We start from the raw sequence: 13537 nt of genomic DNA on the forward strand, positions 1-13537 counted from the left end.
AAACAAAAGGTTAGCAATCACCAGGCGTTATTGGTCATGTATTTTGTTACAAACCCATTGTGTTGGGCAAACACGCTACCACCTCTGCCACCCGTGCGGCAAGCTCACTGCGATCGGCAGGCATCACCGTGATATGTCCGATTTTGCGCTCGTCGCGTTCTTCTTTGTCATACAAATGCACGTGCGCGCCTGCCACCGCCGTTGCCGCTGCCAAGTCGGGATATTCGCCGATGATATTTAGCATGACCGATGGCTGAACGATACGCGTATCGCCCAATGGCAAGCCTGCCACCGCGCGGATATGGTTTTCAAACTGACTGGTGACCGCGCCTTCAATCGACCAATGCCCGGAATTGTGCACCCGTGGCGCGATTTCATTGGCAAGTAGCCCGTCTTGGGTGACGAATAATTCCAATGCCAACACACCGACATAGTCAAGGTGCTCAAGCAGTTTTTTGATGGCAGCTTGCGCATCGGTGGTTAATGCGTCGCTATCGGGTGCAGGTGCGGTGGTTTTTGCCAGCATACCCTGATGGTGGTGGTTTTCAACCAACGGGTAATACGCCACATTGCCGTGTTGGTCACGTGCCGCAATGATAGATACTTCACGCTCAAAGTGGATAAAACCTTCGGCAATCAGCGGTGCGTCGTTTACCGCGTCGCCAAGTTCTGCCCATGCCGCGTCGATATCGGCAAGCGTCTGTACGACAAATTGCCCTTTGCCATCATAGCCACCATGACTGGTTTTAAGCACCAATGGCATGCCCAATGCTTCACACGCGGTGTGCAAATCGGCTTGATTGCTGACTTGCTGATACGGCACAGTTGGGATATCTAGTTGATTAAACAACGCTTTTTCTTTGAGACGGTCTTGTGCCACTGCCAATGCGTCGGGCGGTGGATACAATGCGGAGGTTTGCGCCAATAATCGCGCTGAGCAAACAGGCGTATTTTCAAACTCTAAGGTATACACATCTGCGGCGTGGGCAAAATCTTCAAACTGCTCAGTGCTATAGACCTTGCCCAATAGACGCGCAGGCGCAAATGGCGCGTCTTCTAAAAATACACAGCGCAGCCCAAGCGGCAATGCGGCTTGCGCCAACATCAGTCCAAGCTGTCCGCCGCCCAAAATCCCGATGGTTTTGATGGGATAATGGGCAAAATTCACCGCATCGTTATCGTTGATTGTGTCGGCTGCATGTTGGGTCACGTCATCGGATGGTTGGCGGGTTGGCATAGGCGCGTCTCCGTGGCTAACTGGGGCAAGTTGGCGCGTGTGGTTGGATTCATGCACAACACGCCAACGCTGTTAAAAAGCTGCTATTATAGCAAAATCAACCGCGTGACATGGATAGGTTTTTCAAGCGTATTCATTGCACTGCATCGATTTGAATCAGCTAAATATGCAAGGCGCAATACACGATTTTGTCAGCGTTTGGATTATTTTCATGGATCATTTTCACAAGGAACAAATCCTTTGCCTACCAATTTAACTGTGTGAAAATTAACTGTGTGAAAAGTCGCGCCCGCATCATCAGTGACGACAACCAGCAAATTTTGGTCTGCAAAACTTTGCAGCTCTTGCATCAGCTGCTAAATGGTTTTGGTTCTATGTTCCCAAGGCACGATTTGGCTCATTTGTGCGACCTTACAAAATATTGCTAGTATTATGGGTCATTTTACTAACGTCTGTTACGGTTTTAGTCTGTGCAGTAGATGGTTGCGCCTTGGCTGTTTTTGACTTTGGTTTGCGTACAGGCAGGCTGATATGCGGCGGCATCAGCGTGTGTCCATCATCGTTTTGAATCGCGGCAAATAACTGCGACTCGCTGCGATACGGCACCAATCCCGACGGCACGACAGTTTTGGCAGCGTCGTAATTGTGAATCGAATCATCAAAGAAAATATGCGGTGCAAAGGTTTTGAGCACGGCGGTTTTTTCTAGCCCACCCAGGAAAAACGCCAAATCCACATTCACCCCCCATTCGCGCAAAGTCTTGATGGCGCGGACATCGGCAGGTGCGTTACGCGCGGTCACCAAAGCAATCTGAATGGGCGGTGTTGGCAATGACGTGGGCAAGCGGCGTTGTAGCTGCGACAGCTTGATCAAAAAATCGGCATACGGGCCTTTGTTCATCGGCACGTCACTCATGCGATCTTCAAAATCATGAAACGCCTGCAACCCCTCGGTACGCGACAGCAGCTCGCCTGCCTCATCAAACAGCACCGCGTCGCCATCAAACGCAATGCGTAACTGATCGGTGTCCAGCGCTGCCATATCAATCGGTGGTGCGTCCAAAATCGCACACGCACACACGCCTGCGTCGGTGACTTGCTGCGCGTCGGCGTGGTTGGTGGTCAAAAACAAATCAACATTAAAATCCGCCACATAATCTGCCACCCCCATGCCCGACGTAAACGCCGAACGGCTAATCGGCAAACCATGCGCGCGCAAAGCATTGAGTACCTGAATGCCCGTATCGGGACTGTTTTTTGACATAATCACCACCTCAACCAGCGGCTGTATCACCGCGTCAAGCGTTTCGGTCTGTGGCTGATAACGATTGAGGTTGAGCAGTGCGCGAATTAGTGGATAGCCCGAGCCTGTTTTGAGCGGCATATGCTCACGCGCTATCATATATTGGCGAAATTTTTCCACTGCGGTTGTCGGGTCATCGGCGCGCGCTTGCTCAAAAAACGCCTCAGATTCGGTCAAATCAAACAGCGCGGTCGCTGACACAGCAACAATCAAGGTATTAGACAAATCAACAGGCATAATAAACGTTTAATCATGTTGTGTATATAATGGGTCAAATAAGTCATTATAAAGAATACCAACACAAAATTCAGACCGCTTTTGTTATGTCATCGTGACTGTACTTGCACCCAACGATTTTTGCTCACCAATCACCTTGCCACAACGCCACAACGCCACAACGACTATCGTTTTAGCCAAAAAATCACACAAATTTGCCCGCTTAACGCCAGCGCGCAATTGTGAAAGCCTAGAAAAATCTGCTATACTACCCCATTTAAGCGCGCATGATCGTTCGTAATACCAAGCAAGACGCGCAACGAATTAAGGAAGGGCTATGGTCGCAATTCGCTTACCCAGTGGCGATATCAAACAATTTGACGGCGCAACCACCGTCATGCAGGTTGCCGAAAGCATTGGCGCAGGGCTTGCCAAAGCCACTGTGGCAGGGCGCGTGAACGGCAAACTGGTGGATGCCAGCGACCCGATCACCGAAGACGCCGATGTGCAGATCATCACGCCTAAAGACCCCGAGGGTGTCGAGATTATTCGCCACTCTACCGCGCATTTGCTTGGGCATGCGGTCAAGCAGCTGTATCCTGATGTCAAAATGGTCATCGGTCCTGTCATCGAGGACGGTTTTTATTACGACATTTACAGCGAACGCCCCTTTACCCCCGAAGATATGGCGGCGATTGAGCAGCGCATGGTTGAGCTGATCAACCAAGATTACGATGTCATCAAAAAAATGACCCCACGTGATGAGGTCATTAAGGTTTTTCAAGACCGCGGTGAGACGTATAAATTGCGCTTGATTGATGACATGCCCGATGAAAAAGCCATGGGCTTGTATTACCATCAAGAATATATCGATATGTGCCGCGGACCACACGTGCCAAATACACGCTTTTTAAAAGCGTTTAAACTCACCAAAATGAGCGGCGCGTACTGGCGCGGTGATGCCAAAAACGAACAGCTACAGCGCATTTATGGCACAGCATGGGCAGATAAAAAACAGCTTGCCGCCTATATTCAGCGCATCGAAGAAGCCGAAAAACGCGACCACCGCAAAATCGGTAAAGCGTTGGATTTGTTCCACTTGCAAGAACAAGCCCCTGGTATGGTATTTTGGCATCCCAAAGGCTGGACGATTTACCAAGTGCTTGAGCAGTACATGCGCCAAGTGCAGCGTGACAACGGCTATTTGGAAATCAAAACCCCACAAATCGTGGATCGCAGCCTGTGGGAAAAATCAGGGCATTGGGCAAACTATGCCGATAACATGTTCACCACCGCAAGCGAAAGCCGTGACTATGCCATCAAGCCGATGAACTGCCCTTGTCATGTGCAAGTGTTTAACCAAGGTTTAAAATCATATCGTGACTTGCCGTTGCGCCTAGCGGAGTTTGGTTCGTGCCATCGCAACGAGCCATCAGGTTCATTGCACGGTATCATGCGCGTGCGCGGTTTTGTGCAAGATGACGCACACATCTTTTGTACCCATGCCCAAATCAAACAAGAAGCGGCAGATTTTATTGCCTTAACCTTAAAAGTGTATGAAGATTTTGGCTTCACCGATGTGCAAATGAAGCTCTCAACACGCCCCGAAAAACGCGTTGGTGACGACGCGCTGTGGGATTTGGCAGAAAAAGACCTTGCCGATGCATTGGATCATGCAGGGCTTGATTGGGAGCTACAACCTGGTGAAGGCGCGTTTTATGGCCCTAAAATCGAGTTTAGCCTCAAAGACTGTTTGGGTCGCGTGTGGCAATGCGGCACACTACAGTTAGATTTTAATCTACCTTCACGCTTAGACGCCGAATATATCAACGAACAAGGCGAGCGTGATGTGCCCGTGATGCTGCACCGCGCGATTTTGGGCTCATTTGAGCGTTTCATCGGTATGTTGATCGAGCATTATGCAGGTTGGATGCCAGCATGGTTGTCACCACATCAAGTGGTGGTGATGAACATCACCGACAAACAAGCCGAAGCATGCCAAGCGATTGCCGATCAGCTCAAGCGCGCAGGCTTACGCGTTATCACCGATTTACGTAACGAAAAAATCGGCTTTAAAATCCGTGAGCGCACCCTTGAGCGTATCCCTTATATGCTGGTGCTCGGCGATAAAGAAATTGAGAGCAACCAAGTCAATGTTCGCACACGCGAGGGCGCAAACCTTGGCACCATGAGTGTGGATGCGTTTATTGACTTAGTACAACAAGCTGTCGCCCAAAAAGGGCGGCTACCTACCCAACCCACACAGGAGTAAGTGTCATTAAGAGTTCAAATCGTTTAGAAATTAACGAAGAGATTCGCGCCAAAGAGGTGCGGCTGGTCAAAGCCGATGGCGAGCAGATGGGCGTGGTCGATATCCGCACTGCCCTACAAGCCGCGCGTGAGGCTGAGCTAGATTTGGTCGAGATTGTCCCCGATGCCGAGCCCCCTGTGGTCAAGATCATGGACTACAAAAAGCACCTGTACGACCAAAAACAAAAAGCCAAGGAAGCCAAAAAGAACCAAAAGCAAACTCAGCTTAAAGAAATCAAGCTGCGCCCTGGTACTGAAGAAGCCGACTATCAGGTCAAGCTGCGTAAAATCGTTGAGTTTTTGGAAGACCAAGACAAGGTTAAAGTCACCATTCGCTTTCGTGGGCGTGAGATGGCGCACCAACAGATTGGTCTGCAACAGCTTGAGCGCATCATCACCGATACCGAAGGGGTGGCAAACGTTGAGCAGCCACCTAAGCTAGAAGGTCGCCAAATCGGTATGCTACTAGGCCCAACACGCAAAAAATAATGGCTTGGCTGGTAGATCTGCAATATATATACTGCCAGATACTGCCAGCGTAAAGGCTTAGCATATTAACTTTAACAGCGTCAATGCGATCATTGACGCTGTTGTTTTTGAGTTGGTCACAGTGGGTTTGACCTATGCACACAACCACCACCACGAGCAACAGGAAAATCAGCAGCCATGACGACAGATTATGACGTGATCATCATTGGGGCAGGCGCGTCGGGGCTGATGTGCGCGCTGACCGCTGCCCAACGTGGGCGGCGTGTGTTGGTGCTTGACCATGCCAATAAGGCAGGCAAAAAAATCCTGATGAGCGGTGGTGGACGCTGTAATTTTACCAATCTGTCGATTGATGCCAACAATTATTTGAGCCAAAATCCGCACTTTTGTAAATCCGCCTTGGCGCAGTACACACAATGGGACTTTATTGCTTTGGTTGAGGCGTATGGCGTGGCGTATCATGAGCGTGACCACGGGCAGCTGTTTTGTGTAAATAGCGCGCAGGATATATTGCAGCTTTTATTGGATATATGCCACGCCCATGGTGTGACCATCGCGCTGCGCCGTGAGGTTCAAGACATTCAAACCAATGCTGATGACAGCTTTGCCATCAGCGTCGCGCCTGTTGCCGATAAACGCACCACAACCGCCACCTACCGAGTGAACCCAACGCCGCAAACCTTGCATTGCCAATCGTTGGTGATTGCCACGGGTGGTTTGTCGATACCGACGATGGGGGCGACAGGCTTTGGCTATCAAGTGGCAACGCAGTTTGGGCATGACATCGTGCCGACATCAGCAGGCTTGGTGCCGTTTACTTTTACCGACCAGTTGGGTGCGGCGTTTGCCAGTTTGGCAGGTACTGGTGTGCAGGTGACAGCAAGCAATGCCCACGCGGCGTTTGATTTGGCCATGCTGTTTACCCATCGCGGTTTGTCTGGGCCTGCTATGTTGCAGCTGTCCAATTACTGGCAACTTGGTGAGCCGATCACGCTTGATTTATTGCCGCAGCTTGATGCCACCGACTGGCTACTGACGCGCAAGCAACGCCAACCCACGGCTTTGCTACGCAATGTGTTGCCCGATGCCATCCGCCCTGCTTTGCCCAAAAAGCTGTTGGCGACGTTGCAAAACTTGCTGTGGGCGGATATCGCCGATACGCGCTTGGGGGATATCAAAGACCAGCGCTTGATGACACTTGGCGATACGCTCAACGGTTGGCAAATTTTGCCCTCAGGCACAGAAGGTTATCGCACGGCAGAAGTCACACGCGGTGGTGTGGCAACCGATCGCATTGCGTCTAAAACTATGCAAAGCCAGCTGCAACCAAATTTGTATTTTATCGGTGAAGTGCTTGATGTGACAGGCTGGCTCGGGGGTTATAATTTTCAATGGGCGTGGTCATCAGGCTTTGTCGCTGGGCAAGTGGTTTAAGCTTGCCGTATTTTGATTAAAAAAAACCGCTGACGATTTGCCAGCGGTTTTTTTGTCAATTTGGGTGGCGCAAATTAAAAGCTAAACGCGCTGTTCTCGCCCAAACTGTCAGCGATTTTACCGCCTGTTACGGCAGCGGCGGTCATTTTAAAAAAATTCACCACGTCACTGCCGCTCAGCCAGTACTCTGCGCCATTGGGCACGACTTTGATCAACTGCACGTTGACATCTTCTTTGCCATGTTCAAAAAACGCGCTGTACATAGGCGACCATAGTTCATCGAGTTTGTCCGCGTCATCGACCAACTCAGCATGACCATTGATAGACACATAATCTTTGTGGTCTTTACTGGTGTAGCTGAGGTTCACTTGCGCGTTGTTTTGAATGTCTTTGACGGTCTCGGTGGTTTTATCGCCGATAAACCAAATCTCACGGGCAGGTAAGTTGATGTGGTTGGTGGTCATCGGACAGGCGTGTAGATGCCCTTCGGCGGTGATGGTGGTTAGCATGGCAAACTTAACGTCTTGCATGATGCTGGCAACCGCGTCAAAATGTTGTTGTGGTGTTTGGGTCATGGTGGCTTCCTTTTTGCCTAAAATTTTGGGGTGGAATATCAATCGGGGCTCAATGAACGATAGCGTCATTCATTTAGCGCATGTGCTTTAATATAAAATAGTGGCAAATTTTTACCAGTCGAATTTTGTAAATAATTCTCATTGACTGTTTGGGTGCTATAGCAGTCAAGTATTTTGCGAGGGTCTACATGTACGGTGGATTTTTTCGGCCATCCAAAAATGCTGGGCACAATGTCTTGGGTGTGCCTGCGTGGGTGCGTGATTATCGCAAGTCAATGTTGGCGCAAGATGTGTTGGCAGGGCTGGTGGTAGGTGTGGTGGTAATTCCGCAAAGTTTGGGCTATGCCATGTTGGCAGGGCTACCGCCTGTGTATGGGCTGTATAGCGCGGTGGTGCCTGTGTTGGTGTATGCGTGGGTTGGGGCAAGCGCGGTCAATGCGGTGGGGCCAGTGGCGATTACGGCAATTATGACGGCGCAGGCGTTGCAGCCATACGGCGCTCTGCCACCTGCGGATTATGCACGATTGGCAAGTTGGCTTGCGCTGCTGACAGGTGGGCTATTGACGCTTGCGCATGTGTTTCGGCTAGGTTGGATTACTCAGTTTATCAGCCGTGGGGTGACGGCAGGGTTTATCAGCGGCGCGGCGTTGTTGATTTTTTTGGGGCAAATTAAGTTTGTCACGGGGATTCATACCACGGGCAATACGCTGTTGGCGATGGGTGAGAGTTTTTTTATCCATCTTGGCGCACTGCACGTGCCGACGCTGCTGGTCGGTGCGGTGACGTTTGGGGTGTTAGTTGTCAATCGCTATTATTTGACGCGCTGGTTTGGGGGTCAAGTGTCGGATAAAACGCTGTCGATTGTGACGCGTGTGCTGCCATTGGTGGTGATGGTGTTGGCGATTTTGGTCAGTGCGCTGGGGCATTTGGCTGCGCACGGCGTGGCGACGGTGGCGCATATTCCGCAAGGCTTACCGCATATTTTGCTACCGCTGACAGGTTTGCCGCTTGGGCAGCTGATTGCGCTGTTGCCTGCGGCGGCGTTGATGGCGTTGATTGGTTTTGTGTCAAGTGATGCGGTGGCAGGCAATTTTGCGCGCGTGCGCCATGAGCCGTATGACGCAAACCGCGAGTTGTTGGGACTGGGGCTGGCAAATATTGCAGGCAGCGTGACGCAAAGCTTTACGGTGGTTGGTGGGTTTTCGCGCACGGCGGTGAATGTCGATGCAGGCGCACAATCACCGCTTGCCAGTGTATTGTCGGTAGCGGTGATGGTGTTGGCGTTGGTGTGGCTTGCGCCCTATCTTGCACCGTTGCCGTATGCAGTGCTTGGCGCGACGATCATGGTGTCCATTATCAGCATGGTGGATTTGGCAACGTTTTGGCAAGCACGGCAGCGTGATCGCTTGGATGCGTTGGCGTTTGCGGTGGCATTGGTTGGTGTGCTGTTGTTTGGGCTAAATATCGGGTTGGTGATCGGTATTTTGGTGTCGTTTGCGGGGCTGATTTGGCAATCTAGCCATCCACACATGGCGATTGTTGGGCAGGTTGGAGATACGGGGCATTTTCGCAACATCGAGCGTCATCACGTCGCCCAGCACGCCGATGTATTGGTGATTCGCATTGATGAAAGCTTATTTTATGGCAATGCTGAATCGGTGCGCCAATTTATCCAAACGGTGGTGCACGCGCATCCTGCTTGCCGTCATGTCGTGCTGATGCTATCGGCAGTCAATCACATTGATTTGACCGCCCAAGAGATGCTAGTTGAGCTGGGGCAAGCGTTGCTTGCGCGCAATATTTCGCTCAATTTTTCTGAAGTCAAAGGCCCTGTCATGGACGTGATTGCCAACACGCCTGTGATCCAAAATTTGTCAGGGCAGGTGTTTTTGAGCACCCAACAGGCGGTGGATACCTTGGTCGCGTTAGACAGCGCGCTGGGGGATCAAACGCTGCGCTAAACCACAGCGTTTTAAACAGGTGCTTTTTAATCAACAGGTGCTTCCCAAACAGCTACCACAGCGACATCACCATATGCTACCATTTTGCCACAGACAAACCGCCAAAAACTTGCTAAAAATTTTTGCTAAGATTTATCAAAAGCATATATAAGGATTATATCATGAGCCAAGTTTTAGTAGCAGGTGCAAACACCACGGTACCGACAACAAATTTACGCCTGCGTGTGGTCAGCCAATCACCGATTGATTGCGCGGCGTATCGACTGGCGGCAAATGGCAAGGTGCGTGGCGATGGCGATATGATTTTTTATGGGCAAACCCAAAGTGATGACGGACGCGTGCGCTACACGGGGCATGAAACCGATTGTGCGTTTGACGTGGATTTGCCCAGCCAACCAGCTGCAATTGACAAAATCGCTTTGGCATTTTCTAGTGACCGCGCGCTGTCGGCATTGGGCGATATTGAATTGACTGTCTTTGATGGCAGCACACCGCTAGCACAATGCCGCGTCACCACCACAGGGCGCAGCGAAAAAGCACTGATTTTGGCAGAATTGTACCGTCGGCAGTGGGCATGGAAATTGCGCTTTGTCGCGCAAGGTTTTGATGGTGGGCTCAAGCCATTGTCGGAATATTATGGCGTGGAAATTGCCGACGACACACCACCACCTGCGCCCACGCCACAAACGCTTAGCCAAACATCGCCTGCCCCCACAACCTCTACAACCCCCACCCCACCACCTGCACCCAAAAGCACGCTGAATCTTAGCAAGGTGACCTTAACCAAACAGCAAGCCAGCATCAACCTCAGTAAGCGCGATAACTTTGGTGATATCGCCATCAACCTCAACTGGAACCAACGCGCCGCGATGCCCAGCCGTGGCACGCTCAGCCAGCTGTTTGGTAGGTCATCGGGCGGTATCGATTTGGATTTGGGCGCGTTTGTCGCCTTACAAAATGGTAACAAATACGTTATTCAAGCCTTGGGTGACACGTTTGGCAACCTCGACGCCGCGCCATTTGTACGTTTGCGCGCCGATGACCGCACGGGCGCATCTGCCAGCGGCGAGTGGCTTGATATCAACGGGCGTTATTGGCAGCAAATCCGCGAGGTGCTGATTTATGCCTTTATCTACGAAGGTGTGCCCAACTGGGCGCAGACCGATGGCGTGGCGACCTTGCACATTCCCGACCAACCGCTGATTGAAACCCATTTGACTGAAGGCACCAATCACCTAGGTATGTGCGCGATCGCCCGGTTGATCAACCAAAACGGCAGCATCCAAGTTGAGCGTGTCAATCAATATTTTGATGGGCATAAATCCATGGATCAGCAGTTTGGTTGGAACTTTAACTGGACGCGTGGGCGCAAATAAGGTGTAAAAATAACAAGTTACAAAAACCTGCTTTAATGGAGCAAAGACTGTGGTAAAGTAAATTTATGCAGCTTGCTAATGAGCTGTTTTTAAATTTCAAAAACTAAAACGTTAATTTTAATAAGGATCCAAACATGGCAATTTCATTAAATAAAGGCGGTAACTTATCATTGTCAAAAACTGACCCGTCATTAAGCCGCTTGTTGATTGGCTTGGGCTGGGATGAGCGCGTGACCTCAGGTGCAGAGTTTGATTTGGACGCTAGCGCATTTTTGTTGGGCACAAATGGCAAGGTACGCGGTGACCACGACTTTATTTTTTACAACCAGTTGCGCTCACCTGAGGGCGCGGTCGAGCACACAGGCGATAACCGCAGCGGTGTAGGCGAAGGCGATGACGAGGTCATCAAGGTAAACCTCACCCAAGTGCCTGCCGATGTGGACAAAATCGCCATCACCGTGACCATTCATGACGCGCAAGTTCGCAACCAAAACTTTGGACAAGTACAAAACGCCTTTATTCGTCTGGTCAATGAAGACACAGGCGCAGAGGTGGTACGCTTTGATTTGGCAGAAGATTATTCGGTTGAAACCGCGATGGTCTTTGGTGAGGTATATCGCTATAATGGCGAGTGGAAATTCCGCGCTGTGGGGCAAGGCTACGCTGGCGGCTTGGCAGCGATGTGTACGCAGTACGGTATTCAGATTTAAGCAGTTTTGCGTTTGGCTTTTTAACCTAGCTTTTTTAAGCGCATAACAAAACGGCTTTGGTTGCTTGACCAAAGCCGTTTTTGTGCGCTGTGTTATCAATGCTCGCGTGTTGCCGAAAAGATGATGTCAGGATAACGCTCTTGCATCAGTTGCAGATTGACGCGGCTTGGCGCAAGGTAGGTCAAGTAGCCGCCACCATCTACCGATAACTGATCGTGGGCTTTTTTCTTAAACTTGTTAAACTCATTGGTATCGTCACAATGCACCCAGCGTACGGTGGCAATGGATACAGGCTCAAACGTGCATTGCACCTTGTATTCTTCGGCAAGGCGATGGGCAACGACTTCAAATTGCAGCACGCCAACCGCGCCTAAAATTAAATCATTGTTGATTTGTGGCATAAACACTTGGGTCGCGCCTTCCTCAGATAGTTGTTGCAAGCCTTTTTGTAGCTGTTTGGATTTGAGCGGATCTTTTAAGATCACGCGGCGAAATAGCTCAGGCGCAAAATGCGGAATGCCCGTGAAGTTTAATACCTCACCTTCGGTAAAGCTATCGCCAATCTGTATCGTGCCATGATTGTGCAGCCCGATGATGTCGCCTGCATAAGCCTCCTCCAATGCCTCGCGGTCACCTGCCAAAAACGTCAGAGCATCGGCAATGCGTACGTCTTTGCCAATACGTACATGGTTCATTTTCATGCCTTTTTCGTACTTGCCCGAACACACGCGCATAAAGGCAATGCGGTCGCGGTGTTTGGGATCCATGTTGGCTTGAATTTTAAACACAAAACCTGAGAATTTTTCTTCATCAGCATGCACGATACGCTGGGTAGTGGCGTGGTCTTTGGGCGCAGGCGCGTGCGCGACCAACGTATCAAGCACCATGTTTACACCAAAATTACCCAATGCCGTGCCAAACAACACAGGTGTTTGCTCACCGCGTAAAAACGCCGCGCTGTCCCAGTCCTCATACGCCATTTGAGCAAGCTCAAGGCTTTCTTCAAACTCACGAAACGCGATGTCACCAATTTTTTGGCGTATATCGGGATAGTCGTAGCCGTCGCGCTGTTCAATTTCAATCAGTTGTGTGCCAAAGCCTTTTTGGTAGATATAGGTTTTATCCTCGCCCAAATGATATACACCGACAAAATCCTGCCCCATGCCAATCGGCCACGTCAAAGGCACGCAGCGGATTTTGAGCACGTCCTCGATTTCATCAAGCAATGCCAATGGGTCGCGGATTTCACGGTCAAGTTTATTGACAAATGAGATAATCGGCGTGTCGCGCATACGGCAGACTTCCATTAGCTTGATGGTACGCTCCTCGACGCCTTTTGCGCCATCAATGACCATCAGTGCACTGTCGACAGCGGTCAAGGTGCGATAAGTGTCCTCACTAAAGTCCGCGTGCCCAGGGGTATCAAGCAGGTTAATCATGTGCTCGGCATACGGAAATTGCATGACTGAAGTGGTGATCGAGATACCGCGCTCTTGCTCCATGCTCATCCAATCCGAGGTGGCGTGTTTGTCGGTTTTGCGGCTTTTGACCTCGCCTGCGGTCTGAATGGCACGCCCCCACAGCAAAAGCTTTTCGGTCATGGTGGTTTTACCCGCATCGGGGTGGCTGATGATGGCAAACGTGCGCCGTTTGGCGACTTCGCTGGCTAAACTCATGGGCGGCTTCTCGGCTAATATCAATGGATAAACGTGCCAACACGCGGCAAATCAAAACCGCTATTGTAGCCGATTTTGCCAAATTTGGCGATTTTCATGTTCTTGGGTTTTATTTTGGCTTGCTTTATTTTAGCTTACATAATTTTAGCTTACATAATTGTTTTGATTATTGTTTAAAATACCTAAAAAATTCAACCAGCAACAGCGTGCTAAGACAACGTGACAAAATGCCACCAAACTTCAGTAGCATT

At 50.4% G+C, this 13537-nt stretch carries 10 protein-coding genes; 6 read left to right on the top strand and 4 right to left on the bottom strand.

Features of this window, described 5'->3' with window-relative positions; all coding sequences use genetic code 11:
• Window positions 1–46 precede the first annotated feature (46 nt).
• Window positions 47–1237, bottom strand: a complete 1191-nt coding sequence (locus MA2_RS04550) for a 5-(carboxyamino)imidazole ribonucleotide synthase (RefSeq protein WP_079351957.1) — start codon at window positions 1235–1237, stop codon at window positions 47–49.
• 411 nt (window positions 1238–1648) lie between these two features.
• Window positions 1649–2776, bottom strand: a complete 1128-nt coding sequence (locus MA2_RS04560) for a 5'-nucleotidase (RefSeq protein ID WP_079351956.1) — start codon at window positions 2774–2776, stop codon at window positions 1649–1651.
• A 316-nt stretch (window positions 2777–3092) separates the two neighbouring features.
• Here MA2_RS04560 and thrS point away from each other — a divergent pair, with 316 nt between their 5' ends.
• The 3 genes from thrS to MA2_RS04575 all read left to right on the top strand — a co-directional run bounded on the left by thrS (window position 3093) and on the right by MA2_RS04575 (window position 6988).
• The gene (thrS, locus tag MA2_RS04565) at window positions 3093–5027 is read left to right on the top strand and encodes a threonine--tRNA ligase (RefSeq protein ID WP_067057195.1); all 1935 of its coding nucleotides are present in this window, start codon (window positions 3093–3095) and stop codon (window positions 5025–5027) included.
• Between the two features lie 29 nt (window positions 5028–5056).
• A complete protein-coding gene (gene infC, locus MA2_RS04570) occupies window positions 5057–5554 on the top strand; it encodes a translation initiation factor IF-3 (RefSeq protein ID WP_172459207.1) in 498 nt (165 codons plus the stop codon).
• Window positions 5555–5731: 177 nt separating this feature from the next.
• A complete protein-coding gene (locus tag MA2_RS04575) occupies window positions 5732–6988 on the top strand; it encodes a BaiN/RdsA family NAD(P)/FAD-dependent oxidoreductase (protein WP_067057201.1) in 1257 nt (418 codons plus the stop codon).
• 74 nt (window positions 6989–7062) lie between these two features.
• On the opposite strand, the gene MA2_RS04580 is transcribed toward MA2_RS04575, so the two are convergent.
• Complete coding sequence (locus MA2_RS04580; protein WP_067057400.1) at window positions 7063–7563, bottom strand: pyridoxamine 5'-phosphate oxidase family protein; 501 nt, start codon at window positions 7561–7563, stop codon at window positions 7063–7065.
• 188 nt (window positions 7564–7751) lie between these two features.
• On the opposite strand from MA2_RS04580, the gene MA2_RS04585 reads away from it, so the two are divergent.
• The 3 genes from MA2_RS04585 to MA2_RS04595 all read left to right on the top strand — a co-directional run bounded on the left by MA2_RS04585 (window position 7752) and on the right by MA2_RS04595 (window position 11610).
• Window positions 7752–9524, top strand: a complete 1773-nt coding sequence (locus tag MA2_RS04585; RefSeq protein WP_067057204.1) for a SulP family inorganic anion transporter — start codon at window positions 7752–7754, stop codon at window positions 9522–9524.
• 161 nt (window positions 9525–9685) lie between these two features.
• Window positions 9686–10900 (top strand): TerD family protein, encoded by a 1215-nt coding sequence (locus MA2_RS04590; protein WP_067057207.1) that lies wholly within the window; start codon window positions 9686–9688, stop codon window positions 10898–10900.
• A 134-nt stretch (window positions 10901–11034) separates the two neighbouring features.
• The gene (locus MA2_RS04595) at window positions 11035–11610 is read left to right on the top strand and encodes a TerD family protein (RefSeq protein ID WP_067057209.1); all 576 of its coding nucleotides are present in this window, start codon (window positions 11035–11037) and stop codon (window positions 11608–11610) included.
• A gap of 95 nt (window positions 11611–11705) precedes the next feature.
• On the opposite strand, the gene MA2_RS04600 is transcribed toward MA2_RS04595, so the two are convergent.
• On the bottom strand, window positions 11706–13286 hold the full coding sequence (locus MA2_RS04600; protein ID WP_067057213.1) for a peptide chain release factor 3: 1581 nt from the start codon (window positions 13284–13286) through the stop codon (window positions 11706–11708).
• Window positions 13287–13537: the final 251 nt, after the last annotated feature.

This window comes from Moraxella atlantae NBRC 14588 (genome assembly GCF_001591265.1).
Taxonomy (GTDB): domain Bacteria; phylum Pseudomonadota; class Gammaproteobacteria; order Pseudomonadales; family Moraxellaceae; genus Faucicola; species Faucicola atlantae.

What these genes read in the sequence shown, in the direction of transcription:
- MA2_RS04550 (WP_079351957.1), bottom strand. Translation starts at nt 1,237, where the DNA reads ATGCCAACCCGCCAACCATCCGATGACGTGACCCAACATGCAGCCGAC.
- MA2_RS04560 (WP_079351956.1), bottom strand. Translation starts at nt 2,776, where the DNA reads ATGCCTGTTGATTTGTCTAATACCTTGATTGTTGCTGTGTCAGCGACC.
- thrS (WP_067057195.1), top strand. Translation starts at nt 3,093, where the DNA reads ATGGTCGCAATTCGCTTACCCAGTGGCGATATCAAACAATTTGACGGC.
- MA2_RS04575 (WP_067057201.1), top strand. Translation starts at nt 5,732, where the DNA reads ATGACGACAGATTATGACGTGATCATCATTGGGGCAGGCGCGTCGGGG.
- MA2_RS04580 (WP_067057400.1), bottom strand. Translation starts at nt 7,563, where the DNA reads ATGACCCAAACACCACAACAACATTTTGACGCGGTTGCCAGCATCATG.
- MA2_RS04585 (WP_067057204.1), top strand. Translation starts at nt 7,752, where the DNA reads ATGTACGGTGGATTTTTTCGGCCATCCAAAAATGCTGGGCACAATGTC.
- MA2_RS04590 (WP_067057207.1), top strand. Translation starts at nt 9,686, where the DNA reads ATGAGCCAAGTTTTAGTAGCAGGTGCAAACACCACGGTACCGACAACA.
- MA2_RS04595 (WP_067057209.1), top strand. Translation starts at nt 11,035, where the DNA reads ATGGCAATTTCATTAAATAAAGGCGGTAACTTATCATTGTCAAAAACT.
- MA2_RS04600 (WP_067057213.1), bottom strand. Translation starts at nt 13,286, where the DNA reads ATGAGTTTAGCCAGCGAAGTCGCCAAACGGCGCACGTTTGCCATCATC.